The 25,710-nt window shown below is 50.8% G+C and carries 18 protein-coding genes; 7 read left to right on the forward strand and 11 right to left on the reverse strand.

Features of this window, described 5'->3' with window-relative positions; translation table 11 throughout:
• Positions 1–64: 64 nt before the first annotated feature.
• Positions 65–1,543, reverse strand: a complete 1,479-nt coding sequence (locus OLMES_RS07575) for a flavin-containing monooxygenase (protein ID WP_087460700.1) — start codon at positions 1,541–1,543, stop codon at positions 65–67.
• A gap of 128 nt (positions 1,544–1,671) precedes the next feature.
• Between OLMES_RS07575 and OLMES_RS07580 the strand changes: the two genes are divergently transcribed.
• The gene (locus tag OLMES_RS07580) at positions 1,672–2,730 is read left to right on the forward strand and encodes an AraC family transcriptional regulator (RefSeq protein WP_198343257.1); all 1,059 of its coding nucleotides are present in this window, start codon (positions 1,672–1,674) and stop codon (positions 2,728–2,730) included.
• Between the two features lie 6 nt (positions 2,731–2,736).
• Here the strand turns inward: OLMES_RS07580 and OLMES_RS07585 are convergent, their stop codons facing one another.
• Both OLMES_RS07585 and OLMES_RS07590 read right to left on the reverse strand, forming a co-directional pair.
• A complete protein-coding gene (locus OLMES_RS07585; RefSeq protein WP_087460702.1) occupies positions 2,737–4,806 on the reverse strand; it encodes a putative bifunctional diguanylate cyclase/phosphodiesterase in 2,070 nt (689 codons plus the stop codon).
• Between the two features lie 240 nt (positions 4,807–5,046).
• Positions 5,047–7,968: a DUF4214 domain-containing protein gene (locus OLMES_RS07590; RefSeq protein WP_087460703.1), complete on the reverse strand. Its 2,922-nt coding sequence runs from the start codon at positions 7,966–7,968 to the stop codon at positions 5,047–5,049.
• A gap of 275 nt (positions 7,969–8,243) precedes the next feature.
• Here OLMES_RS07590 and OLMES_RS07595 point away from each other — a divergent pair, with 275 nt between their 5' ends.
• From OLMES_RS07595 to OLMES_RS07620, 6 genes are all read left to right on the forward strand, one after another.
• The gene (locus OLMES_RS07595) at positions 8,244–9,704 is read left to right on the forward strand and encodes an NAD-dependent succinate-semialdehyde dehydrogenase (protein ID WP_087460704.1); all 1,461 of its coding nucleotides are present in this window, start codon (positions 8,244–8,246) and stop codon (positions 9,702–9,704) included.
• 105 nt (positions 9,705–9,809) lie between these two features.
• The gene (locus tag OLMES_RS07600; RefSeq protein WP_269767746.1) at positions 9,810–11,045 is read left to right on the forward strand and encodes an isocitrate/isopropylmalate dehydrogenase family protein; all 1,236 of its coding nucleotides are present in this window, start codon (positions 9,810–9,812) and stop codon (positions 11,043–11,045) included.
• 236 nt (positions 11,046–11,281) lie between these two features.
• Positions 11,282–12,592: an aspartate aminotransferase family protein gene (locus OLMES_RS07605; RefSeq protein WP_087460705.1), complete on the forward strand. Its 1,311-nt coding sequence runs from the start codon at positions 11,282–11,284 to the stop codon at positions 12,590–12,592.
• The gene (locus OLMES_RS07610; RefSeq protein WP_232465288.1) at positions 12,573–13,583 is read left to right on the forward strand and encodes a D-2-hydroxyacid dehydrogenase; all 1,011 of its coding nucleotides are present in this window, start codon (positions 12,573–12,575) and stop codon (positions 13,581–13,583) included. Before OLMES_RS07605 ends, OLMES_RS07610 begins: the two co-directional genes overlap by 20 nt.
• A 27-nt stretch (positions 13,584–13,610) precedes the next feature.
• Complete coding sequence (locus OLMES_RS07615; protein ID WP_087460707.1) at positions 13,611–15,026, forward strand: amidase; 1,416 nt, start codon at positions 13,611–13,613, stop codon at positions 15,024–15,026.
• 66 nt (positions 15,027–15,092) lie between these two features.
• Positions 15,093–16,292, forward strand: coding sequence for a pyridoxal phosphate-dependent aminotransferase (locus tag OLMES_RS07620; protein WP_087460708.1), 1,200 nt, complete (start codon positions 15,093–15,095; stop codon positions 16,290–16,292).
• Between the two features lie 31 nt (positions 16,293–16,323).
• On the opposite strand, the gene OLMES_RS07625 is transcribed toward OLMES_RS07620, so the two are convergent.
• The 8 genes from OLMES_RS07625 to OLMES_RS07660 all read right to left on the reverse strand — a co-directional run bounded on the left by OLMES_RS07625 (position 16,324) and on the right by OLMES_RS07660 (position 25,650).
• Positions 16,324–18,225, reverse strand: a complete 1,902-nt coding sequence (locus tag OLMES_RS07625) for a serine/threonine-protein kinase (RefSeq protein WP_198343258.1) — start codon at positions 18,223–18,225, stop codon at positions 16,324–16,326.
• A gap of 128 nt (positions 18,226–18,353) precedes the next feature.
• A complete protein-coding gene (locus tag OLMES_RS07630; RefSeq protein WP_087460710.1) occupies positions 18,354–18,677 on the reverse strand; it encodes a hypothetical protein in 324 nt (107 codons plus the stop codon).
• Between the two features lie 23 nt (positions 18,678–18,700).
• Positions 18,701–20,098, reverse strand: a complete 1,398-nt coding sequence (locus OLMES_RS07635; protein WP_087460711.1) for an SLC13 family permease — start codon at positions 20,096–20,098, stop codon at positions 18,701–18,703.
• Between the two features lie 424 nt (positions 20,099–20,522).
• Complete coding sequence (locus OLMES_RS07640; RefSeq protein ID WP_087460712.1) at positions 20,523–21,326, reverse strand: OmpA/MotB family protein; 804 nt, start codon at positions 21,324–21,326, stop codon at positions 20,523–20,525.
• Between the two features lie 6 nt (positions 21,327–21,332).
• Positions 21,333–22,166 (reverse strand): motility protein A, encoded by an 834-nt coding sequence (locus tag OLMES_RS07645; protein ID WP_087460713.1) that lies wholly within the window; start codon positions 22,164–22,166, stop codon positions 21,333–21,335.
• A 183-nt stretch (positions 22,167–22,349) separates the two neighbouring features.
• Positions 22,350–23,894: a GGDEF domain-containing protein gene (locus OLMES_RS07650; protein WP_087460714.1), complete on the reverse strand. Its 1,545-nt coding sequence runs from the start codon at positions 23,892–23,894 to the stop codon at positions 22,350–22,352.
• On the reverse strand, positions 23,891–24,745 hold the full coding sequence (locus tag OLMES_RS07655) for a substrate-binding periplasmic protein (protein ID WP_087460715.1): 855 nt from the start codon (positions 24,743–24,745) through the stop codon (positions 23,891–23,893). Before OLMES_RS07655 ends, OLMES_RS07650 begins: the two co-directional genes overlap by 4 nt.
• 32 nt (positions 24,746–24,777) lie before the next feature.
• Positions 24,778–25,650: a transporter substrate-binding domain-containing protein gene (locus OLMES_RS07660; RefSeq protein WP_087460716.1), complete on the reverse strand. Its 873-nt coding sequence runs from the start codon at positions 25,648–25,650 to the stop codon at positions 24,778–24,780.
• Positions 25,651–25,710: the final 60 nt, after the last annotated feature.

A 25,710-nucleotide genomic window follows, 5' to 3' on the forward strand; every position in this document is an offset into this window, starting at 1 on the left:
CGATTGACGCTGCTCTGGGAAGCTATTTAAAGTATGGCGTAGCTCGTATCGAGACTGTTGGTCGTTACGAATTGTGCGCTGTGGCGTAGTTCTCTGGATCGAATTGACTGAGCAGGCTTTGCATCTTCAATGTGCTCCAAGGAAAGCCAACGCTATTGAATCCGCTTTTATCCAGGTAATAACTGGAGCACCCGCCGGTATTCCACACAGTGCCTTGCAGTGCTTTTTGCACCCGAACGTTGTACGCTTCCTGGACATCGGGTTTTACTTCAATCCGGGACAGGTTTTGGGCGCGCATGGTTATCAGGGCATCCATGATATAGTTCAGCTGTGCTTCGATGACGATAAAGGCCGAGTTGTGGCCGATGCCCAGATTCGGGCCTAACACCATAAATGCATTGGGGAAGCCGTTTATGGTGGTGCCGCGATAGGCTTGCATGTGGGTGTGCCAGTGTTCTGCCAGTGTTCTGCCTTGGTCATCCCGGATCTTCTCGGCGATGGGGGGCTCGGTGACATAGAAGCCGGTGCCGAGAATCAGAACGTCCACTTCCGCCTCACTGCCATCCTGTCCGATCAGCGTGTTGCCGGACACGGATTTCAGACCCGTTGCGTGCAGGGTCACATTTGGCTGACTGACAGCGGGGTAGTAGTCATTGGACAGCAGTGTGCGTTTGCAGCCCAGGGTGTAATCCGGTGTGAGTTTGTCTCGCAGTTCGCTGTCCTTTACGGACATGCGGAGGTGGAGGCGGCCGATCTTTTCGAACTGCTTGAGCAATTTAGGGTGGCGAAATCCAATACCGAAGCTTTCCAGACTGCCGAAGATGCTCTTGCGCCAGCTATTAAGTATCGATTTTTGTTTAAACAGTTTTTTCTCGACAGAACTCACCGTGTAATTGGGTTTCGGCAGGATCCATTGCGGTGTACGTTGAAAGACGGTCAAGGATTCGACCTGGGGTTGAATTTCAGGAATAAACTGGATTGCTGAAGCGCCCGTACCGACGACGGCCACCCGTTTACCGGTCAGATCATAGGCATGATCCCAACGGGATGAATGGAACCAGTGGCCTGAGAACTGCTCGAGACCGGGAATATTGGGAATGATGGGCTCATGGAGATAGCCGCCACAGGCAATGACCGCTCGGGCGCGAAATTCCTGCTGATCTGTTTTTACGTACCAGAGATGATCCGCTTCGTTCCATTGGGCGGATTTCACCGGATGGTGGTAGCGGATGTAATCTTCAATACCAAATTCCGTAGCGGTTGACCGGATATAGTCCAGAATTTCAGATTGGCCCGCAAATACTCTGCTCCAGTCGGGCTTTTGCGCAAATGAAAATGAATACAGTGCTGAAGGAATATCACACTCGCAGCCCGGGTACGTATTGTCCCGCCATGTTCCACCCAGGTCACCTGCTTTTTCCAGAATGACAAAGTTACTGAACCTAGACTCCAGCAGGCGAATACCTGCGCCAATACCGCTGATACCGGCTCCGACGATCAATACGTCGTAGATTGTGGGGGAATTGGTTTTGTTATTTTCCATAGGACTACCTTCCGGATCTTTTCATTTCATTTCATTGAATATACCCCGTTATTTTGGAAGATTCAGCAGCTTGTGCGTGAGGTACAAATGTGCCAGTATGCTTGTCAAATTGGGCCATGAGAGCGGTAATGAAAGATCCTTTCCATCTCCATCAGGCGACCTTTCCGGTAGCTTATCCACAACTTGTACTCGAGATTGTTGCGGAGCGGGGCTTTGATCCCCGTGAAGTGCTTGTGAACGCAGGCCTTCCCAGCAATATGCTTGAGCAAGCGGGCAGTTTTATCACCCCGATGCAATATACTCAGATTACCGTTGCCGCTGCGCAGTTAATTGGTGATATGGGGATCGGTATCGAAAAGGGGCTGAGAATGCGGCCCACTGCCCATGGTTTCCTCGGATATGCGCTCATGAGTTGTCAGAATCTCAGGGATGCCTTGTTGTTGAGCCTGAAGTTTATGACGATCCGACAGCGGCATATTGAAACCAGCTTCGAAATACAGGGCGATCGCTGTGTGATTACATTGCAAGAGAAGCACAGTTTTGGGCCTACCCGGCATTTCTTTATGGAGGGGATGTCAGTTGGCCTGTTTCGTTCGACTCAGTACTTGCTGGATGCCGAGGTGCCGGATGCAGAGTTGTGGTTTGACTATCCTCAGCCGGACTATTTTGAGCGTTATCGTGACCGGTTACCCAAGGTACGATTCGGGATGCCAACGGTCAAACTGTTTTTGCCTGTGAGTTACCTGGATAGGCCATTGCGTATGGCGGACCCGGTGGCGTCCCGAGAAGCGATTGCGCAATGCGAAAGAGAACTGCAGTCGATTGGCGAAAATGATAATTTTCTGACCGCTGTCCGGCACAGTATCGGCAAAGAGCTTGAACACAAACCACGACTCGACGTGATTGCTTCCCACTTCTTTATTTCAGCCCGAACCTTGAAACGACGTTTGCAAAATTATGGTCATACCTTTCAAGGGCTGGTCGATGAAGTTCGCTTTGAGAAGGCCAAGACGCTGATGTCGGATACTTCTCTAAATCTACAGGATATAGCAACGGTGTTGGGGTATCAGGATCCCGCTAACTTTACCCGGGCATTTCGAAAATGGTCCGGGCATAATCCAAGCGTTTATCGGGAACGACTGCTGTCTGGCTTGATCGATCCGTCCAACTGGATCGAAGACCATTGACCCAGGTTAATTTGAGGTAGAGCAGGGGGCGGGTATCTGGGCCGCTTTCAGGTCAGTAAGCAGGGCTTCGAACGCTTCGGGGTCGACCGGTTTACTGTAATAGTAGCCTTGCCCAATGTTACAACCCATTTCGATCAGGTGGGCTTCCTGTTCTGCGGTTTCAACCCCTTCGGCGATAACACGCATATTCAAACTCTTGCCCAGGTGAATAATGGCTTGAACAATCGAGAAATCCTGTTTGTTCTCAACCATATCCCAGACAAATTGCTTGTCAATTTTCAACTTATCGACGGGCAGTTGCTTGAGGTAACTCAAGGAGGAATAGCCCGTGCCGAAATCATCAACTGCGGTTGAGATTCCTGACTGGTTGATACGGGTCAGAATTTCGATGGCTTTGGTCAGGTTTTCCATGAAGCCGGTTTCGGTGATTTCCACTTCGAGATATTGAGCCGCGAGCTGATGTTTTTCCAGTGCTCGGCGAATATCCTCTTCGATGCCTGCATCTTTGAACTGCACGGCGGAGAGGTTTACCGCAATTTTGATGTCTAACCCTTTGTCCTGCCAGATTTTCGCCTGTTGGCAGGCGGCATCCAGAACCCAAAGACCGATTTCGATAATGCTGCCGTTATTCTCGGCGATGGGAATAAAATGATCCGGTGGCACGAAGCCTCGTTCGGGATGAATCCAGCGGATTAAGGCTTCAGCACCTACTATCCTGCCACTTTTATAATCGAGTTGGGGTTGATAGAGCAGGTGGAATTCATCTTTTCCCAACGCTTCGCTGAGGTCTTTCTCAAGCCGCTTTCGCTCGCGAATTTCACTGTCCACACTGGCAATATAAAACTGAAACTGGCTGCGCTGCTGGGTTTTCGCGAGCATCATGGTCTGTTCTGATTTTTGCAGTAGTTTGTCCGGGTCTTCGCCGTCATCAGGGAAAATTGTGATACCAATGGTTGAGTGGACGCTGATGGTCAGTCCATCAATTTCAAACGGCATGTTGATCGCCGCCAACAGCGCTTCCGCCAGTTCCGTCGCTTTGTAGGCGTTTTCGATGTTGAATTGCACCAGTGCAAACTGATCACTGCCCAGTCTGGCCGAAGCGTGTAACAGGTTGCTGTGTCGTGTGAGACGGGCAGCAAATGCCTGGAGCAGTTTATCGCCCAGATTATAACTGTATTGTTCGTTGACGGATTTAAAGTCATCTATACCGCAGCAGAGCACGGCGACTTTTTTGTTCAGTTTTGCGGCGTCCTGCAGGGTGAGTTGCAGGTGGTTTCTGAACATGAGTCGATTGGGCAAACCGGTTAGTGGATCATAGCGGGACAGTTTAAGAGCCCGCTCTTCGGCATTTTTCCGTTTCGTCTGGCTTTCCGAAATGCCTTTAAGCAATCGATTGGCGGTTTTGACCCAGATGCCCAGTTCGTCATGCTCGTGGTTATGGGGGGTAGGGAGGTTGTGTTCACCGGGATCTTTGGGGTCAATGGTGATCAAGGAGCCAATAATTTGTCTGAGGGGTTTGGTGAGCAGGTAGTAATAGACCATAAACAGTATCAATGCGAGGATGGAAGCGCGCAGAACCCCTGATGCAAGCACAACCAGAGATCGATCAAGAAAAACTTCTGCAGAGTAAGCCGTGTCAATTTTAACCTGCAAAATACCGTACTGAACCGGCTCCGGGATTTCCTTGATCAGTTTGACACTGAAACTGCGTTCATTTTCGAATATCAGGTCGGTAAGCCATCGGGATTGGCTTTCTTTAAGTGGACGATGCTTTTCCGCCAGTGGTGTGCCATCCGGGTGCGCGATTATGGCGAGATGAATAGCCCGTTGCTCGAACAGCCCCTCTACAACCTGCTGAGCCAGTTCAGGATCGATACTGTATACCGCCTGGGTCGCCGCATCCTGAACGACATGCATGAGCTCCAGGGTTTGCTGGTCAAGTTCATTTTGGGCCCGGTCTGCATCCAGCAAAATTTGTCCAAGGCTGAGAATGATCCCGGCCAACAGGGCAGTAATGATTACCCATCGTAACAGGCGTATGGATAACCGATTATTGGTTCTTATAATTGCCGGCATGTTAAAAGGTTCGTGTCATCATCTCGTTATGGGTGTTGATATTCTTTTTATTCTCGTTCAGCTTTGGCACTCACATCGTGGTTGTCCGGCACTGAACCGAGTATGAATAAATTGACTATGTATCACCTTTTATCTTTATTTTTTGGAAAAAGCAACTCTGTTGCAAGTCGTGGGTGGTCTGCGGGCACCCGGCAACGGGCATTCAGGCCCGAACCCGGAGTGCTGCAGATCTCATTGTGATTAAGCGATTTCCAGCCAGTACTCTGTCGGGGTGATCGACTGCGCCTCAATCTCGACATAGTAGGTTTGTCCCGTGGTCAAACTGCTACTGAAACTCTCGTTTTGCGTTCCGGATGCCGTAGAGCTGCTGAGCAGTATCCCGGAATTATTGTACAGGTGCAGGTCGGCGTCGGCACTGAGAAACTGCAATTCAAAGTCCCACACCCGTGACTCATCGACCTGAAAGGAGTAAAAATCCGATGAGTCGCTGTTGACCCCGATGGTTCCGGTGATCGGCGAGAATGTGTCACCCAGCGCTCTGGCGTTATCGAAATTGTTTCCGGCATCGCCGCTGAAGTTCCCCAGAAGATCCGCATCGGTATCCTGGCGCAGGAATATGTTCAGCTCGTATTGGCTGGCATTGTCGTCAACGGTATCAACAACAATATAGCGAGTCACCTCCTGATTGTTGGGGACATCCACCCGGTCGGAAATGCTTTCCTGATTGGTGCTGGTTTTGGTAGAGCTGTCCAGGAGTGAACCGGTTTTATCATACAGGTAGAGATCCAGATTTTCGGTATGTCCTGACAGGGTAATACTGAGGGTGCCAGAGATCGGCGTATCGATACGGTACCAGTCCACCCCATCGGAATCGTCTTTTCCGAAACCGACAATGCCATCAATTTCAGACAAATAGCTGACTTCTGCAGCACTGGCCAGGCTGTTTCCGGCGTCTCCAATACTCAGGTTATTATCGTAGTCCCGTGTTGAATCAATAATGTCCGGCGTGGTTTCGGCGGAAATGGATTCAAAGGTCCCGAAATCATCCACCCAGGAGATCGTGAAACCGATACTGGCGCCGACATCCTGTTGGGTCAGCGTGTAGTTAAGATCTGTTGCACCCGAGATCGCTTGCCCGTCGCGATACCAGCGGTAGCCGAATTCCCCCAGCCCGTCATCGTCGGTAATCGAATCGCGACCAAAGGCAGATAGGCGCTGATCCTCTATCGGAAAACCGAGTATGGAGATTGTACCCTCGGGATCATCATTCACATTCAGTACCGATTCTGTTGCAGTACTGGTAAGGGATTCAAACGTGCCGTTCTGGTCGGTGTAACTGACCGTGACGGTCATGCTTTTATCAACATCGTCATCACCCAGTTTGTAGGTGCTGCTGGTGGCCCCTTTAACCTCCGTACCATCGCGATACCATTGATAGCTGAACGTACCCAGACCATCGCCATCGGATATGTTGTCCACGAAAGCGAGTAAACTGACATTCTCTGTGGCCGAGCCCTGAATGACAACATTCCCTTCCGGGGCGTCATTCTCATTCGTAACCACGGCGGTTGATTCACTTCTCAATGTTTCTTCAGTGCCGTGGCCATCTTCATACTTCACTACGACGGACAAAGTACTACCGACATCTTCGTCTTCCAGTGTGTAAGTGCTGCTTTTCGCGTCGCTGATGACTTCTCCGTCACGTAACCAGGTGTAGAAGAAGGTTCCCAAGCCATCATCATCTGTGACGCCATCCATATCGGCTGTTAACACGCTGCCTTCGGAGGCTGTACCAGTGATGACCAGATCGCCAACGGGATCATCGTTGATATTATCGACTTCACTGGTGACATCACTGCTGACGGCCTCAGTGTTGCCTTTGCCATCGGTATAGCTGACGGTTACATTGATGTTGGCATCCACATCATCATCCGTCAGGGTATAGCTGGCCTCCGTTGCGCCTTCGATAAGGTTTCCGTTGCGATTCCATTGATAGCTGAACTCGCCCAGTCCATCTGCATCGCTGATTTCATCGGTATCGACCGTTAATGTCGAATCTTCGATGGCACTACCGGAGATAGCTGGTTTACCTTCCGGCTCCGTGTTGCTGTTGTCGGCATTTACTACCGCGCTGGTGAACACCTCCTGGGTACCGTGGCCGTCAAGATAGCGCACTTGAACACTGATATCCGCATCCAGATCCGCTGTGGTGAGGGTGTATTGCCCACTGGTCGCATTGGAAATTGCCGCACCGTCACGAAGCCACTGGAAACTGAAATCGCCCAAACCGTCCGCATCGGAAATGTTGTCAATATTGGCGGTTAGCGTATTGTTTTCACTGAATTGTCCTTCAATGACCGGACTTCCGGAGGGGTTGTCGTTAATGTTGTTAATGGTTGCGGTGCTGTCGCTCAGCGTGACTGTTTCACTATCGGTACTCTGATAGGTCACCTGGACGGCGATGATCGTGCCAACGTCTGCATCACCCAACACATAGGTGGTACCGGTTTCGCCTGTAACCGGGGTATTGTCACGGAGCCATTGAATCTGAAAGTCATTGCTGGCGGCATTGTCAATGACGCCGAGATCAATTGACAGTGTCTGGTTTTCGATTGCGCTACCGGAAATGGAAAGTGTGCCGGTATTGGCTTGCTCAGATAAAAAGGTATCGACCAATGTTGTCGTCGATGTCGTCTCCAGTGTGACTTGATCCATCAGAGCGCGTGCCTGATCCGCTGCATCGCTGCTGGAATAGTCAAAGTCTGATGCGGGCACCCGGATCGTGAAATAGGTTGCGGCTTCGACTTTTTTATTGATTAAATCAAGGTCTTCATTTTGCGCACCGGACAGTATTTGCAGGGTGATATCCTGCAGTGTCAGCTCGCCACTGTTGAGGAACTGCAGATAGAAATCGAGCCCGGCTTGATCGGGTTCCCGATTTAATAGTTGCAGATAGACATTATTGATCAGTGCTTCATTATCGAGATTGCCATAGCGCTCAAGAAATTCGGTGGAGTTTCCGAAATCTTGAATGATATTGGCCAGGTCGCCGCCGCTTGCGTCAAGTACCCCTATCCAGTAAGCCCATCCATCCGGATCTGCAGGGCGTCCGTAGTAGGCAATATAAGCTTGTTGTACGAGTTCTGTGCTGGGAACTGCCATGGGAATTCACTCCGTTACTGTGATTTTTTCCAGAAATTAAGCAGGCGCGAGTCTAAAGGGAAGTTAACTTCGGCTTAATAAACGCTTTCTTATTTTTCAAGGATATACAGGGATGAGCTAAGACGCTAATTTTAATTTCAAAAACCCTGGACACAGGTGCGAGTACCGCCTCATATTGGCAATCCACTGCAACAATCTGCTACCTTAGTGTTTACACCCGGTTATTAGGGTCCAGCCTAACCCGCCGGAAATGCGTCTGATAGTGGAGGGATGCCATGCCTCTTTCGGGATTGAATAACCCGTCTTTGTTGCAACAACAATGTTTCATTAATGGTCAGTGGGTCGATGCTGATAATGGTGAAACAATTCCAGTTTCCAACCCGGCTAACCGTGAAATCATTGCCCATGTGCCTCGAATGGGGAGCGCGGAAACCGAACGAGCCATCGCTGCGGCGAATACCGCCTTTCCTCAGTGGCGAGATCTGACGGCGGTTGAACGTAGTCGAGTTTTGAATCGTTGGTATGAATTGATGATGGCCAATCAGGAAGATCTGGCCCGGATTATGACATTGGAGCAAGGTAAACCGCTCGCCGAATCCCGGGGAGAAATTGCCTACGCGGCGGCGTTCTTGCAATGGTTTGCAGAAGAGTCACGACGAGCCTATGGCGAAACCATACCGGGAGCGAAGCCCGGACAACATATTGTTGTGATTACCCAGCCTATTGGTGTAACCGCGGCGATCACGCCCTGGAATTTCCCGGCAGCGATGATTACGCGCAAGGCCGGGGCGGCCTTGGCTGCTGGTTGTACCATGGTCGTTAAACCCGCTTCGGAAACACCGCTTTCTGCATTGGCTCTGGCCAAATTAGGAGCCGAAGCGGGCTTGCCACCGGGTACTCTCAATGTTTTAACAGGTTCCGCGACGGCAATCGGGGGCGCCATTACGGGCAGTGATATCGTCCGCAAAGTCAGCTTTACCGGTTCCACAGAGGTCGGCAGTAAACTGATGGCGCAAAGTGCTCGACACATTCAAAAAATCTCGATGGAACTGGGCGGTAATGCGCCTTTTATCGTGTTTGATGATGCTAATCTGGATGCCGCCGTTGAGGGGGCAATGGCGTCTAAATTTCGTAATACCGGGCAAACCTGTGTCTGCGTAAATCGCTTTCTGGTTCAGCGCGATGTGCACGATGCTTTCATCGCCAAGTTTAAAAATGCAATTGACGGTTTGGTTGTCGGTGATGGCATGGATGAGGGCGTGACTCAATCCGCACTGATAAATCAGGCCGCAGCGGACAAGGTGAATGAACATTTGCAGGATGCCCTGGCAAAAGGGGCAACGCTCGTGTCCGGCGGGGACGCTCACCCGTTGGGGGCGCAATTTGTGCAACCTGCGCTGATCACAGACGTAACGCCTGAAATGCAGTTGTGTCATGAGGAAACCTTTGGTCCTTTGGCGGCCGTGATTCCTTTTGATACCGAAGAGGAGGCAATTCAAATCGCAAATGATACCCCGTTCGGATTGGCGGCCTATTTTTACAGCGACAATGTGCATCGGGTGTGGCGTGTGGCAGAAGCCCTCGAGAGTGGCATGGTCGGGATTAACGAGGGCATAATTTCCAATCCCGCAGCACCCTTTGGTGGTGTCAAGGCCTCGGGTCTGGGGCGTGAAGGTTCGCACGAGGGGATGGCTGAATTTATGGAGCAAAAATATCTTTGTATGGGGAGTATTTGAGCCAGGGTGAAATCATACCCCTGCGATAGTAAGAGATAACCCGTTTAGGCGCGCCGAAGTGATGATATACCGGCGCTTTCGATTTGATCGACAGCAGGAGATTTGATGATGAATCAAGGCAAGCGCTGGCGAATAGGCGTTTTACCCGGAGATGGGATCGGCACCGAAGTCGTTTCCGCAACGATGCAGGTGCTTGAGCTGCTCCGGGATCGTTTCGAGCTGGGTCTGGATTGGCAGGAGCTGCCTTGGCCGAGTACAGCCTGGCATCAGCACCATGGCGAGATGATGCCTGCGGATGCGCTTGAGCAGGTTCGAAAATACGACGCGCTCTTGCTGGGGGCGCTGGGCGATCCGGGGCCTCTGAGTGATGTCGGCCGTTACCGGCTTTCAGACGGGGACTCCTTGGCTCCGCTACTAACCTTTCGCAAAGGGCTGGATCTCTGGGCCTGTGAACGGCCCGCAAGATTGTTATCGGGTGCCCCCCAGTACCTGGCCGATCCTCGCGCCCGCGAGGTGGACATGCTGGTGGTGCGGGAAAACAGTGAAGGCGAGTATGTCAATCAGGGCGGGCGATTGCATCGTGGTACACCTTTTGAAATCGCGACCCAGGTCGAAGTTTTCACCCGTGCGGGCACAGAGCGTTTAATCCGGCATGGTTTCCAGCGTGCCAGGCAGCGCCTGGCCGAACGTCAGCAATCGGGGGACCCCCCGAAACAATACCGGGACACGGTTCGCGATGCACCTCGACGGGATTATCACGCACAGGTCTGCCTCATAACAAAGCGTAACGCATTGCCCCATTGGGGGGAGTTGTACACGGAAGTGTTTCAATCTGTTGCGTGTGAGTTTCCGGAAATAGCAACCCATCATGAGCTGATTGATGCGGCATGCATGAAATTTGTGCAGTCCCCATGGGTGTTTGACGTGGTTATCGCCAGTAATCTGCAAGGGGATATCCTGACTGACCTTGCCGCTGTGCTATCCGGTGGCATGGGCGTTGCACCGTCTTGTAACATCAACCCTGATCGGCGAGATGTTCCGGCACTCTTTGAACCAACCCATGGCAGTGCGCCGGATATTGTTAAACAAGGCATAGCAGATCCCAGAGCGATGATGTTGACTGCCGCGATGATGTTAGCCTGGCTGGGGGTGGAAGATGAGCGCTGTGCCCTTGCCGCAAAACGGGTTGAGTGGGCCGTGCAGCAGGATTTACTGAACCAGAAAACGGATCGTGCCGGGCAGTTTGAGCGTGGTGGACCGGGTTCTCCGCGATCGACTGCCGATATTCTGGAATGCGTGCTGACGTTGATAGCAAGTCCCGAGTCAAAAATAGAAAAGTAGTCGTGCCAAGGCAGAAATCCCAAGGCCGTAGTTCGAGTCAAAGAATGCAAGTTAAAGAGTGCATGCCGGAAATACGCAAGGAATGCCGGTAACGAGCGTAACAGATTCAACGCCATTCGCAATGAATCGGCTGCAAGTAGTCCGTACTGTTCGCAATGAACGTACACGCAATCACGGGTGTCCGGGTGAGGGTTGTTTCGGACACAACTAAAAAAGTATCAGAGGAGTTTATTCCGATGAGTCACTTATCGCCATTGTTGCAACAATCGAGTCAAATTACTGCCCATCGAGGGCAGGGATCCTATCTGTTCGATCAGAACGGCAAAGCTTATCTTGATTTCACATCCGGTATCGGTGTGACCAGCACAGGTCATTGTCATCCGAGGGTGGTTGCCGCCGCACAGGAGCAAGTTGGACAACTGATCCACGGTCAGTACACCACGGTTAAACACCCCAAGTTGATGGCACTGGCAGATGCTCTGGCAGAAGTGCTGCCGGATCAAATTGATTCGGTTGCATTTTCCAATTCCGGTTCAGAATCGGTTGAAGCCGCGATCCGGCTTGCACGCCACGCGACCGGGCGCGCCAATATTGTCGCTTTTCAAGGGGGCTTTCATGGCCGAACTTTAGGGGCGGCCTCTCTGACCACTTCCGTTGCAAAGGTCAGAACCGGATTTCACCCGATGATGGCGGGTGTTGTCATCGCTCCCTTTCCCCATTGTTATCGTTTTGGTTGGGATGAGGAGAAAACCTCAGAATTTTGCCTTAATGAACTTGATCAGATCTTTCTGGGTCAATCCGCACCCACAGACACCGCTGCGCTTTTTATCGAACCGGTTCAGGGCGAGTATGGCTATTACCCGGCGACCCAGGCCTTTATGCAGGGGTTGCGGGAGCGATGTGATCAGTACGGGATACTATTGGTTTGCGATGAAATACAGGCGGGCTTCGGGCGTACCGGCAAGTTTTGGAGTCTGGAGCACTTTGGTGTTCAACCCGATATTGTGATTACAGCGAAAGGGTTAGCCAGTGGTTTTCCGATCTCTGCGATCGGAGCATCCGAGTCGCTAATGGCTAAAGCGCTTCCCGGTTCCCAAGGTGGGACCTATGGCGCTAATGCAGTTGCCTGCGCTGCTGCGTTGGCCACGATCGCGGTGATTCGGGAGGAGGGGCTGGTCGAAAATGCGCAACATCAAGGGATCTATCTCGAACAAAAACTCAACGCTATTCAGGAGCGCTTTTCATTTGTTGCGGATATCCGTGGCTTAGGCTTAATGCGCGGCATGGAAATTAATGATGACCTGGGCAAGCCCTCTGGGGCCCGGGCTGACTTACTGGTCAAAGCCAGTGAAAAGCGTGGTCTGCTGCTGTTGCGTTGTGGCTCCCACGGGCAGGTTGTCCGCTGGTTACCACCCTTGGTGGTGACCGAAAAAGAAATTGATGAGGCCATTGCCTTGTTCAGTGATGCTCTGGAAGAGATTGAGGAAGTTGAAGAGTCACAAGAGCGGTTATGGATAAGGATCACGGATGATGCAGATCACTCATAAAACGCGCCATCAGAGCTTGCCAAAGGTTGCAGTACTCACAGCGGAAGGTGAAGCGATCCTTCCGGGGCTGGGTGGACTGACCGGCAGGGCAGAAGTGGTTCATGTTACGACCCGAGCCCAGCTGGAGAAATGGTTGCCAAGAGTTGATGTACTCGTGGTCACAGACTTTCGCACACAGCTCTTGCAGGAGTGCTGGCCTGCGTCACACCAGATTGTCTGGGTACATGCAACCAGTGCCGGGGTTGATGCGCTTTTGTTTCCCGAGCTGGTCGAGTCCGATGTATTGCTGACCAATGCACGGGGGGTATTTGATCGAGGGATTGCCGAATACGTTCTCGGTGCGATTTTAATGTTCGCCAAAGACTCTTTTGGCAATTTGCGCTATCAGCAGACTCAAGAATGGCGACACCGTGAAACTGAATTGATTGATAAAAAGTTTGTACTGGTGGTTGGCGCTGGTTCCATTGGCCGACGGGTTGCCACATTGTTAAAGGCAACAGGTATGACGGTCTGGGGGGTGGCCAGATCCACGCGGACAGATATGGCATTCGATGAAGTCCATGGGAGCAAAGCCTTGCCGAATCTGTTGCCCAGAGCGGACTTTGTTGTCATTACCGCCCCTTTGAATGCCAGTACCCATGGCTTGTTTGACCGCAACCTGTTTTGTCTCATGAAGCCGTCGGCCCGGTTGATCAATGTGGGTCGTGGTGCGATTGTCGTGACTGAGGATTTGCTGTCGGCATTGCAAAATAACGTTATCGCTGGTGCGGCGTTGGATGTGGTTGAGCCCGAGCCGTTACCGAGTGACAGCCCATTGTGGAATATGCCCAACGTGATGATATCAGCTCATATGGCCGGGGATTTCATCGGTTGGGAGGTTTGTTTAGGGGAACAATTTGTGAGCAGTTTTGAACGTTGGTTGCGTGGCGATGTGGTGCCCAATCGAGTTGATAAGCGGGCATTGTTTGCCGATGTAAGCCGCCAGCCATGAATGATTTGATGTGAAGTGAGGTGTCCGATGAGCAATGAAATTCTGGAAATGACAGCAGTTCAGCTGTTGCAACATTACCGGTCTGGTGCGCTTTCACCCGTGGTGGCGACCCGCGCAATGTTGGATCAGATCGAGCGCTTGAATTCGGTGGTCAATGCGTATTGTCTGGTGGATGAAGAGACGACAATGGGATACGCGAAGGAAGCCGAGCAACGCTATCAGAAACAGTGTGCCAACGGTTTGGTTGATGGTGTACCTGTGGCGATAAAAGATGTCTTTCTAACGCCAATGTGGCCGACAGTGAAAGGATCGAAAGTTATTGATCCCGAGTCGACGCTGAACAAGGAGGCACCTGCCGTTGCGGCGTTAAATCGCCATGGTTATGTGCCCCTGGGAAAAACGACCACCCCGGAATTTGGCTGGAAGGGCGTGACAGACAGCCCGCTTTGTGGCGCGACAAACAATCCCTGGAATCCTGAGAAAACGGCTGGTGGCTCAAGCGGCGGTTCGGCTGCAGCCGTCGCGCTGGGCATGGGCCCCTTGTCATTGGGAACCGATGCCGGAGGATCGATCCGGATTCCTTCAGGCTTTTGCGGTATTGTCGGCCTAAAGCCAACGTTTGGTGAAGTGCCACATTGGCCCGCCAGCCCCTTTGGGACATTGGCCCATGCCGGTCCGATGACCTGGACTGTGGAAGATTGTGCGCTGATGATGGATGTATTAACCGAACCGGATTGTCGGGACAGCCTTGCGGCACCGCGGCGGGGAGTGAATTATCTTGCCGAAATCAGTAAGGATATCAAGGATCTCAAAATCGCCTTCAGTCCGACCTTGGGCTACGTGGACGTTAATCCGGAAATCGAGACGGCGGTCAAAGAAGCGGTGAAGCTGCTTCAGGATGCGGGCGCAACGGTGGTCGAGGTTGATCCCAGTATTGCGGACCCGCTGGGGGCATTTGGCCATTTGTTCTACAGTGGTGCGGCCAATGCGATGCGGGATTTAGGCAGTAAAAAGCGGGCCCTGATGGATCCAGCTCTGGTGTCTGTGGCGGAAAAAGCGGCTAAGTTATCGATGCTGGATTATCTCGGTGCAATGAATATTCGCATGGCATTGAGTGAGCGGATGGCGCAGTTCCACAAGAAATACGATTTGCTGGTGACCCCCACGCTGCCCTTGACCGCGTTCAAAACCGCACGGGAAGTACCGGAGGATTGGCACAGTACCCGCTGGCCCAGTTGGACGCCATTTACCTATCCGTTCAACATGACCGGACAACCAGGGCTTTCGGTGCCCTGTGGTTTTTCCAGTGATGGACTGCCTATCGGGCTACAACTGGTTGGGCGTCGTTTCCAGGATGAAATTGTGCTTCGAGCGGGCCATGTTTATCAGCGTGCTGCAGGATTCATGCAGCGCAGGCCGGATTTGTTCAAGGCTGGCCAGTGACGTCAAGTTCGAAATAATGGTAATGAATTTTCAGGCGAGTACTGATCAACAATCAGGAGAGTGCTGATGAGTGAACTGGATATCGACTTTTACGAATCGGAAGATCCAATCTGGAACCCTGCGTTAATGGCCATTCCCACGCCGGGAATCCGGAAAATGGTGAATCTTGCGGCGACCATGGATGATGTTATTCATCTGTCAATCGGGCAGCCCGATCTACCGCCCCCCAAGCATGTGATTGATGCAACAGTCAATGCACTTCATGCCAATCAAACGGGCTATACCATGGATGCCGGTTTGCCGGAATTGTTAGACGCACTAGCGGAATATTATGGGGCGCGTTATAGCCGCAAACTCACTGCGGAAAACATCATTATTACGACTGGTGCAACGGAGGCGGTTTATCTGGCCTTAACGGCAACCTCGGCCCCAGGTCGGGAATTCATTGTTCCTGACCCGTCATTTATGTTGTATGCACCACTGATTCGAATGAATGGCGGGACGGTTAAGTACATTCCGACGCGCCCGGAGAACAACCATCAACTTGACCCACAGGAAGTGATTGATGCGATGGATATGAACACCTACGGTATTGTACTCAACTCGCCGAGCAACCCGACCGGGACGATTTACCCCCGGGAGACGGTGGAAGCGATTGTTGAGGAGGCGGCCTACCGTGGTATCTATGTGATCAGTGATGAAGTCTACGATCATCTGGTTTATGACGGAAAAACCTATCCGAGTGTGCTTTCCTGTTGCAGTGACCTGGATCATGTCATGGTGATCAGCAGCTTCTCCAAAACCTTCAGCATGGCCGGGATGCGAGTCGGTTGGCTTATTGCCAGTCAGGGGGCGATTAAAAAATTACGTCGTTACCATATGTTTACCACGACTGTAGCCAATACCCCCTGTCAGTGGGCTGGTGTGGCCGCACTGAAAGGCGGTAACCAGTTTATCGACGATATGTTGGCTGAATATACCCGGCGACGAAATCGACTGGTGCAACTGGTGGACGAAACCCCATATCTGCGGGGCTACCGACCTGAGGGCGCGTTTTATTTGTTTCCCTCTTTACCTGAGGGGATCAATGGCAGCAACGTTGCACTGCGCATGCTGAAAGAAACCGGTGTTTGCACCATAGCGGGTGATACCTTTGGTGATGCATGTAGCAATGCCTTGCGCATCAGTTATTCAACCTCTTTACCGCAAATCGAAAGAGCATTCGAACGCATTATTCCCTGGATGGAGAAGCAGGAGTTTGAATAAGTCTTTTTTTTACATGATCCGGGATGGCCAATCAGGGCTGTTTGGCGTCCTGCTCATGCAGCTGATCTTCGACTTCGTCCATGAGCGTATTGAATTTATTGTACAGGGCTCCGAATTCATCGGTTCGAAGTTCATTGATTCGCCCGTGTAAATGCCCTTGGCTGGCATAGTCCAGAGCTTTATTGAGTCGATCAATAGGGCGTCGGATGCGGCTGATGATGAGTGCGGTCATACCCACGGCGGCACTCAGGGTGACGACCATCAGGACCAGCATCATCCCGAGGGTGGTTTTGGCGGCTTCCTGCAGTTCCTGTTGGCTCAAGCCCATCTTCAAAACACCGATTTTTTTGTATTGGAACGTAACTGGCGTAGAGAAGTCGAAGATGGATTTGTCGACTGTTTGCCAGTCCCTGACTTGTACCTCGGAGTGTACGATGTGATCTTCCGGCAGGCGTTCCAAGTCACCCGGAACGATATAGCTAGGCAACGCCTTACCGCGTACCGTATTGGTATGATCCAGCAGCAAGAGATACACAAATTCCTGATTTTGGCTTAAATCCTCAATTAACGCTTCGACTGAAACCCAGTCTTCACTCAGTAAGGGTTCCGCGCTCTCGATTGCAATCATCTTGGCCAGAGAAGCGCCGCTGTCCAATACAAAGTTTTTCATTGAATTGGTTTGCGCCTTATAAATTACAACCGTGCCGGTGACAATCGTAATACCGACTATCAGTGACATGGCTGAAATCCAGATCAGACGCATGGGTATCAGTAGTTGTGAGCGATAGATCTGTTTGAGCGATTGTGATCGAGTGATCCGCTCTTGCAAGGCAGATAGTTTTTCCTGTCGTTGTGAAGTCCGCTCGATTTTTTCTACTTGAGCTTTGTCGGTTTGATCGCCGGTTTCCTGTTTCGGTTCAAGCTTTTTTGCCCACGCTTGCAGTAATTTTAGTTTGTAGCGTTGCAGTTGAAGTCTTAACGAAATCCGGCCATACCCCCAAAGCGTTCTCAGCATTTGGGTTTGATTTAAACCCAGATCTGTTGAGGTGATTTCATTTTTCAGGCGAGTTAGTGCTGTTGCAAGCTCTTTGCCGCTCTGAAAACGCCTGTCCGGGTTTGAGCGCAGGCATTTACCGATGATTTTACTCAATCCAGGAGGAACATCGACGGACAGATCCTCCATCCGGGTATAGGTTTCATTCACGATCTGGGCGAATAGTGAAATGATGGTGTCTTCAGTGAAGGGTTTATGGCCTGCTGCGAGCTCGTAGAGAATGACGCCGATGGAAAATAAATCAGTCCGACCGTCCACTGGATCACCCATAATCTGTTCGGGCGACATGTAGTTCGGTGTGCCCAGTACCAGACCCATTTCGCCCGCGCTGGCTTCGTGATCATCGGTCAGCTTGGCGACACCAAAGTCGGTGATCTTGACGTTGCCGACTCCATCGGTGCAAACAATATTCCCGGGTTTGATATCCCGATGCACAACGCCTTTTGAATGGGCAAAGTCCAGCGCTTCAGCAAGCTGAATACCAATGTCGAGAATCTGTTCTGTCGAAAAGTTATATTCGTCAAGCATCCAGGATTCAAGCGATCGGCCATCGAGAAGCTCCATAACCATGTAGGGAGTGGCGTCCAGATCACCAACGTCATAAACAGTAGCAATGTGAGGGTGATCCAGTTTCCCTGCGGCTTCTGCTTCGCGCAGAAAACGAGTCCGGAATTCCTTGTTTTTGAGGTGCTCTGGCTTGAGTAGTTTGATCGCCAGCATTCGGTTAATTTTCGGGTCGTAGGCCAGAAATACGTCCGCCATCGCGCCAGCACCGATGGGTTGTTTAATATGGTACCGTCCCACTTTTGCGAGATAAACATCCGACTTGTTTCCCAGGCGGGATGATTGCTTGCCATAGTAATGGCCGGGGTTGTTCATTACGGTACGCATCTCCTGAAATATGATCCCTCTGTTCTGGTTTCGAGTCTGTGCACGGGGGATAGCAGCGCGTGCTGTATGGCGCCTGATTTAAGCTTAGCAGAATATCGATTCAGGCCGGGTTTGATTCAGGGTAAAGAGTCTGAATATTTATCCTGTGTTGCGGCGATCACGGTTTCAAATTCGCTTTGTGCATTTGCTTTTGTTTCTTCATAGAGTTGTTTGATGTCCCGTCCCAGGGTTTCCAGCCCCCCTGCGGATTGCAATGACCGGACGAAACTCTCATAGTCTTTGCCTGCGTGAAAGTAGCCTGCGGGTTTGACCAGATAACGTGCGACCAACTGTTCACAATCCCGGCATTGCACGTAAACTTTTTGTGATTCGTCATTTACCAGAATATTACGCAGATTGCGGGAACCGCATTGCTGGCATTTTTGAATGTGGAGCTCCATTTTTGATTCCTCATCTCGGGGGATTATAAAATCATACGCCAGAATACCGGTGCGATGGTGATTAAAACCACCCATCCCGCGATTGAGATAATGCCTCCGGCTTTACTCAGATCCTGAGTATGAAGTGCTCCGGAACTGAACGCGATCGCATTGGGTGGTGTACTCACCGGGAGTGCCATGGCCATTGAGCACATTACAGCAATAGCCAGGACCAGCACTTGCAAGTCCATTGCGGGTAAGGCTAATGATACTAATAATGGTATGATTAGCCCTGCCGTGGCGGTGTTGCTCATAATCGTTGAGAGGATGCCGGTAAGCGCAATCGCCAGCATAAACAGGATTTGGGTATCCGTATCAAGCGGCAGTAGTGCCACAATCTGCTGATCCAGTCCACTTTGGGTCAACGCCCCGCCGAGCGCAAGTCCCCCTGCGACCATGAAGAGTACGTCCCATGGCAATGCACGAAAATCATTATGATCCAGCAAGCCCAGCCAGAATGCCAATATGATCGGGAAGAGTGCAACTGTACCGGTTTTCAGGCCAATCATCTCGCCAAAGAGCCACCCCAAAACGGTGGCAAGACAAATCAACAATGTTAACCACTGGTTTTTCTGTAACGGTTCATGGTTCGTCTCAGGTAACGCCAGTCTGATATCGCCAGGTGGGTAGAGCCAAAGTAAGAGACGCCACAACATAATCAGGAAAAAGAACAGAATCGGAGTGGTGTACAGCATCCATTCAATAAAAGTTGGTCCCAGGTTAATCGCGCTCAAGTATGAAAGTGCAATCGCGTTGGGCGGGGTACCAATTGGAGTACCGATGCCCCCCAGATTGCAGGCAAACGGGATCGCCAACACCAAAGCAGTGGTATACGGCGATGTCGGGGGGATTCGCTTGACCATGGGGAGAATCATGGTCAGCATCATTGCGGTGGTTGCTGTATTGCTCATCCACATCGAAAGAAAGGCACAGCTAAGAATGACCCCAAGCAACGTTGTTTCGGGCTTGCCTCCGGTTCGTTTCAGTATCAGATAGGCAAAACGGGTATCCAGCCCGTATCGACGCATCAGACTGGAGAGCACAAAGCCCCCCATAAAAAGCAGGATGATATTGGAGAAAAAAGGTGCCATAAAAAGGGCCGCGGGGGCCGTTTTACCTTCGGATATCAGCGCTGGAGTCAGCCAGACCAATTCAAGGAGAAGGATCAGGAAACTGACAATGAACAGGGGCACCCACTCGGTAACCCACAATGTGGCAGCCACAATCAGAATCAGCAAGGTGATCTGTTGACTGTCGCTGAGTCCCGTAGCTTCGAGTGCCCCGGTGATTTTAATCAGTCCGGCGAGGATCATGATGCAAAACGCCCAAAAACGTTGCTTGCTGGCTTTATCCCTGATCGCCGTCGTGTTGATGCTGTTCATTAGGTCCCGAATCCTTATTATTTTGTGCTGGGCTCGATAATCCCTGGATTTAAACCCTAAAAGCATTCCAGATGGATGCCATTGTCGCAGGTCAAACATTCGGTTTTTATGTCAGTTCCGGGGGATGTTGATTGGGGCTGGCTGAAATTGAATTAATAATAGATGGCAGGAAAAAAATAAAAACCCGGCGAGTAGTCGGGTTAAATAGTAGAGAACAACATGAAAGTTCACAGAGAACAACATGGAAGGTGCCAAGGAGCAGACCTGAGTTGCGCCTTGAGCAGATCCGATAATCTTAGAATAGTGGAGCGGTGGCGAAAGGTCTGTTGTTTTTCAATGTCGAAATGTTACAAGTTATTAAATGTACTATTGGTACATTGACTAATGGCGCATGTCGGCACTGGAAATGAAGGGGCAGGCGAGTTTACTTTGCTGGTATCAGTACCAGGTTAACCCGGCGGTTAATACTTCGGTTGTGATGGCTGTCATTATCCACCAATGGGCGGGTATCGCCGTAACTGACGGCACTGAGGCGGTTGCGATCAATTCCATTCATCAGCAGAAAGTGCAGTACACTGTTGGCCCGAGCCGCTGCCAGCTCCCAGTTCGATGGGAATTGGGGGGTGTGAATGGGACGATCATCGGTATGACCTTCGATCACAATACGTTGGTCGATCCGTCTCAAAGTGGGGAGCAATCGCTCAATGGCTGTCATGCCTTCGGGTTTCAGAATGGCTTCCGAGGAATCGAACAGCAACGTGTCGGCGAGCTTTACGCTGATTTCGTCATTGTTTTGCAGTACTTCGACCCGGTAATCGGTACTGCGGGAATCCAGTTCTAACAATAAATCTTGCTTATGATTCCGAAAATTACCAATCGGGTTGATAATCGGCGTAATCTCGATGAGTGAGTCCAATACGTTTGTATCGCCTGAAACTGACGTTTTCGTGGACAAGGTAGTTGTGGACAAGGCGTTTGCGGAATGCCTACGCTCCAGTTCCGATACCGGTTCAATCGTTTCTGCCTGTGCAATAATATTGTCGGACAAGGGTAAAACTTTGTCTTCTGTATTGGCGCGGTCCAGCATGATCACCAGCAGGGCGACCATGAGTACAAACACGTCCAGATAACTGAGAAGCCAGCCATCCTGTTCGAAATTACCTTTTACATCGTTGTTCGTTTCGACGTTGGGAAGATCAAATGAAGATGGAAAGTTACCGTTGTTCATTATCAATCAACTCTGCGGCAAAACTGTGGCGGTGGCTGCACGGGATACGGGTTTACGTTCTGCTACCCGTTCTGATTCCCGGGACTCTTCTTCCTGAAGGGGGTTAAGGGTCGAGATCATTTGCCGGACAAATGCAGGGCTTTTCCGTTGCTCAATTAGCAGCACACTTTCTCGAACTACGCCCATCCATTCGACCGTCTGATCGATTCGACGCTCCATTTTGATCGCCATCGGTTTGAATAGTAAGTTGGAAAAAATCAGACCATAAAATGTGGTAACTAACGCGACGGCGAGGTGACCGGCAATGCTGGCATTGTTGTTACCTTCGATGATCAACATCATGTTGACCAATCCCAACAGGGTACCCACCATTCCAAATGCCGGGGCATACATGGACATTGACTGAAAGATCCGGGCGCGTCTCAGGTGGATATTCCGGTATTGCTGGATCTTCCAGTTCAGAACGGAATTGATTTCGTCCTGTGTGCGGCGATCAATGACCATCTGGACACCGGTATTCAGTAATGAATTGTTCACTTTGGGCAATACCCGCTCCACATTGCGCAAGTCGTGGCGATACCACAATTGAGTAATACCGTCGATATCCTTTATGGTCTGTTCCTTGTCGATTGGTAAGTCTTTCATCAATTGCTTGGCGTCTTGGTATGCAGCCAACAGATCCTGTTTTGAGTAGCTAAAAATCAGAGACGTTGTAATCCCGCCAATAATGATGGCCAAACCCGGTAAATTGAGGAAAACAAGCGGACTGTCGGCGGACAGTACAATGGCGAGTAGTACAATAACCAAGCCGATAAAAGCGGCCAATGGGGGGTGACGCATGCCGGACTCCTCAATTAATGTTGTTCATACCTGAAGCGTCAGCAAGTAACGTGCCGTTTCGGGTCGCTTTTAGTTATTGCGACCTGATGGCGATTGATACGGAGGTGTTTTGAAGGCGCGGGGCGTCTTTTGGGGCGACAATGCGCTACCGACCCCGCAAAAAGCGGCAGCGATTTGCCCGGTTTACGCGTTAATGCTGCCGTGCGGCAGGGACTTGCCCGTTTGCAGAAACAAATCCTGGTTGTTCACCAAATCCAGAGTTTGCTCTACGATGAGTGACGGATCGTGGATTGTCTGACACTGCGGGCTGTAGCGTATTCCCACCCAGCCATTCCGGCCATTGGTTTTGGCCAGATACATGGCCCGGTCCGCAAAGTTGACGATATCCGTCCAGCCATAGGCATCCGGATGAAACGTATTGAACGGATAGCAGGCGTAGCCCACGGAACAGGTTCGTTGCAGGTTATAGCCATTGCCAATGTTAAAATCCAGCCCTGCTACTGTTTCACAAATGCGTTCAGCCATCTGGCCCGCCTGGTTGTGATCTACAAACCGGGCGATCACCAAAAACTCTTCTCCGCCCCATCGCACGAGATAATCAGACTTGCGAAACAGGGTGCTCAGGTTGGCGCAAAACTGACGTAACACCTCGTCGCCAGCTTCATGTCCGTAACTGTCATTGATGCTTTTAAAATGATCCAGGTCGATCATGTAGAAGACCAGGTCGGATAAAAATGGCGGAGGGTGTTGAATGTGATTTGTCATCCACTCCTGGTAGGTTCGAGCGATAATCGCCGTGTCCGAATCAAGATGCTCAGAGATAAAACGCCTGTTACGCCAACCGGTGAGCGGGTCTGTGGTGCTGGTTTCGTTGAGCCGGGCGTAGGCTTTCTTCAGTTCGGCATTGGCCTCTTTGAGTTCTTTGGTGCGCTCTTTTACCCGGTTCTCAAGGTCTTCATTCAGCATCATCAGGTCTGATTGGGAGCGGTGCAGTCGAGCGGTTAAATCGCAATAGGTGTCCCGAAGTTGAGTCAGTTCGTTTTGGCCGCCGATGTTTAATTTAACCCAGGGAGGCGGGGCTTTGGCCTCGGGATTAAATTGTTCTACCGCCTGGATAAGTTGGCTCAATGGATGATGTAACAGTCGTCGAGAAAAGAACAGGAAGATCAGCCAGAGTGCAATCGTTTTCAGTATGGCGTTTATGACCAGGATGCTGAAGCTCAGAATAACCCGGTTGAAAACGGCATCGGGCTCTGCGATCAAGGTCAGGGTACCGATATGTTTTCGTTCTTCCCGGTATTCGTAATAGACATCCCCTGTGTATGAAAATGCCTTTTGTCCGGATTTAGTCTGCTCCGGTTCGGTGTTCCTGGTTGTCGGTCTGATCGTTCCGTTTGTGTTCATGCCCTCACTCGCGAGTATTTCCTCTTGCTCATCGCGAACAATCACACCCCCGATTTCAGGTAGCCGTGTAACCCCGATGAGTTCTGCCTGAAGGTGGTTGTCGTCCATATCCCACAATGCTGTGGCGACACCCGAAGAGATGGTTTCGTGCACCACTTTCAAGTGGTTTTCGATGTCCGAGTGAGCTTTATTGTATTCCATGACCATTTGTGTGACCGTCAGCAATATTGCAAAGAGGACGTACAATGAAAACACGATTGCCAACAACCGTGTCGCGATGGAATGCCTGATTGATCGCCAGGGCGCCAGTGCATTGTGTTTCATGGCACATGCTCCACATCGGTATCGGAGATGTTCAGACCTGATTTGAGGTGCAGATTCATGATCTCCTGATAGTGACCATTGTCTTTTATGGTTTGCAAACCTGCATTGAATTGTTTAATTCGGCGGCCGTTCATATCGACCGCCCGGCTGAGAATCAGGTGCAAACTTCCACTGATAATCGCTTTCGGGTGAAATCGGATTTGCCCGCGCTCGTGCTCTATAAAAAGTGATTGGAGCAAAGCCTGGCCGACAACTCTATCGAGTGGAAACAGATCAATGCGACCTTTCTGCAGTTTTCGGAAGTTGTTTTCATCGCTACCGGTCTCTTGTATCTCAATGACGCCGCTTTGACGCGCTGTTTCAAACTGTTTTCCATAATGATAAGAGCGGGTTGTACCGATGATGTAGCCCTTTAGATCCTGAAAACTTTGCCAGTTAAAACCCGACTTTGTATTCGGGCCTTGGTGTCGATAGAAAAATACCGTCTCTTCCAGCAGCACGGGATCACTGAAATAAAAATGGTCCTCCCGGTCGCCTTTTCGACCCCAGATTACACTGCCATCCCATCGACCTGCTTTTGCTTGATTATAAGCACGCTCCCAACTAAAAAAGCCGTATTCCACCTGCACCCCTTCAGCTCTGAATGCTGCCGCCACCAAGTGAGAGGCGAGGCCATAATGGGGCAGGCTTTCTGAAAGGTAGGGTGGCCATTCGCCGTTGGTTAATCGAATGCGGGGGCTGTCTACGGCATTTGCCGGTAATGCTGTGACGCACACGAGCAAGCTCAAGGGCAGCCACAGGATAAAGGGCATCACACCGGTAGTTTGAATTGGTATTCTTGGTATCATCATTGACTAGTATCAAAACTGACGCAAAACCAGTATTAGTGGACTGATTCGAAGATCGAATTCGAAAGGTGCCAACGTTCGCGTATTCTTTCCACTGCACCTGATCGGCCCAAGGCATTGATCAGGGCTTCGAGTTGCCTGGCGGCAATGGGAGAGCCGGGTCGAACGATAGCCCGGTGTTCGTAAGTCTGGTCATAAACCTGAGAGATAAGCAGTTGGTTTTTTACCCGTGGCGACTTTTCCAGGTAGTTATCCAATAGCGACTTGGTCACGACTGCAACTTCTGCAACATCGGGTCGATTCAGGAGTACAAGCTGAATATTCCGCTCGTGATTATTCGAGAGCAGAATAGCAAAATTCTTGCGTAGAAAATCTTCATCAGCGTTGAAACTGGCGAAGCCATAGTGATAACCCAGAATGCCGACCAGTTGCTTGCTTTGAATGTCAGTGAAAAAGTTTTGGTCTCGCCCGGGAAGATTCAGGGCAATATAGACCTCACCACCCCCCATGAATACCGAGGTGGCATCATGTTGTAGTTTTTGCCAGCCCCAAAGGACGGATTCGAACAATATGACATCGTAGTTCTGCTGTTTAAAGTCCAGGTAGCGACGTTTGGCTGTAGTCGGAAAGAAACTGAATCTGTATTCGGATTGGCTTTGGTTTAAAGCGACTATCAGGTCGAGGGTGGCCCCTTTGGCTGTCTGACCGCCATACATCCAGACATAGGGGGGAAAGTCATATCCGCCGATCTTGACCTCAATTGGCGTTGCCTGCTTTTCACGCTCTTGTGCGCACAGGTTGGGGCCTGAAATTGCAGTGAGCAAAATCAGGCAGGCCAGTAGTGGTCTGCCTGACCGCAGGATCCCAAGCGAAACTCGATTTTTGGCTAATGTGGTATTGCCTCGCATACTTACACTCATAGTTATTATTTTTGCTATAAGTGTAGGCGGAATTGGGCATGATGACAC

It is taken from the genome of Oleiphilus messinensis, assembly GCF_002162375.1.
GTDB lineage: Bacteria > Pseudomonadota > Gammaproteobacteria > Pseudomonadales > Oleiphilaceae > Oleiphilus > Oleiphilus messinensis.

What these genes read in the sequence shown, in the direction of transcription:
- OLMES_RS07655 (WP_087460715.1), bottom strand. Translation starts at nt 24,745, where the DNA reads ATGATGATACCAAGAATACCAATTCAAACTACCGGTGTGATGCCCTTT.
- OLMES_RS07590 (WP_087460703.1), bottom strand. Translation starts at nt 7,968, where the DNA reads ATGGCAGTTCCCAGCACAGAACTCGTACAACAAGCTTATATTGCCTAC.
- OLMES_RS07640 (WP_087460712.1), bottom strand. Translation starts at nt 21,326, where the DNA reads ATGAACAACGGTAACTTTCCATCTTCATTTGATCTTCCCAACGTCGAA.
- OLMES_RS07600 (WP_269767746.1), top strand. Translation starts at nt 9,810, where the DNA reads ATGATGAATCAAGGCAAGCGCTGGCGAATAGGCGTTTTACCCGGAGAT.
- OLMES_RS07650 (WP_087460714.1), bottom strand. Translation starts at nt 23,894, where the DNA reads ATGAAACACAATGCACTGGCGCCCTGGCGATCAATCAGGCATTCCATC.
- OLMES_RS07635 (WP_087460711.1), bottom strand. Translation starts at nt 20,098, where the DNA reads ATGAACAGCATCAACACGACGGCGATCAGGGATAAAGCCAGCAAGCAA.
- OLMES_RS07620 (WP_087460708.1), top strand. Translation starts at nt 15,093, where the DNA reads ATGAGTGAACTGGATATCGACTTTTACGAATCGGAAGATCCAATCTGG.
- OLMES_RS07660 (WP_087460716.1), bottom strand. Translation starts at nt 25,650, where the DNA reads ATGCGAGGCAATACCACATTAGCCAAAAATCGAGTTTCGCTTGGGATC.
- OLMES_RS07580 (WP_198343257.1), top strand. Translation starts at nt 1,672, where the DNA reads ATGAAAGATCCTTTCCATCTCCATCAGGCGACCTTTCCGGTAGCTTAT.
- OLMES_RS07630 (WP_087460710.1), bottom strand. Translation starts at nt 18,677, where the DNA reads ATGGAGCTCCACATTCAAAAATGCCAGCAATGCGGTTCCCGCAATCTG.
- OLMES_RS07575 (WP_087460700.1), bottom strand. Translation starts at nt 1,543, where the DNA reads ATGGAAAATAACAAAACCAATTCCCCCACAATCTACGACGTATTGATC.
- OLMES_RS07605 (WP_087460705.1), top strand. Translation starts at nt 11,282, where the DNA reads ATGAGTCACTTATCGCCATTGTTGCAACAATCGAGTCAAATTACTGCC.
- OLMES_RS07625 (WP_198343258.1), bottom strand. Translation starts at nt 18,225, where the DNA reads ATGAACAACCCCGGCCATTACTATGGCAAGCAATCATCCCGCCTGGGA.
- OLMES_RS07585 (WP_087460702.1), bottom strand. Translation starts at nt 4,806, where the DNA reads ATGCCGGCAATTATAAGAACCAATAATCGGTTATCCATACGCCTGTTA.
- OLMES_RS07645 (WP_087460713.1), bottom strand. Translation starts at nt 22,166, where the DNA reads ATGCGTCACCCCCCATTGGCCGCTTTTATCGGCTTGGTTATTGTACTA.
- OLMES_RS07615 (WP_087460707.1), top strand. Translation starts at nt 13,611, where the DNA reads ATGAGCAATGAAATTCTGGAAATGACAGCAGTTCAGCTGTTGCAACAT.
- OLMES_RS07595 (WP_087460704.1), top strand. Translation starts at nt 8,244, where the DNA reads ATGCCTCTTTCGGGATTGAATAACCCGTCTTTGTTGCAACAACAATGT.
- OLMES_RS07610 (WP_232465288.1), top strand. Translation starts at nt 12,573, where the DNA reads ATGATGCAGATCACTCATAAAACGCGCCATCAGAGCTTGCCAAAGGTT.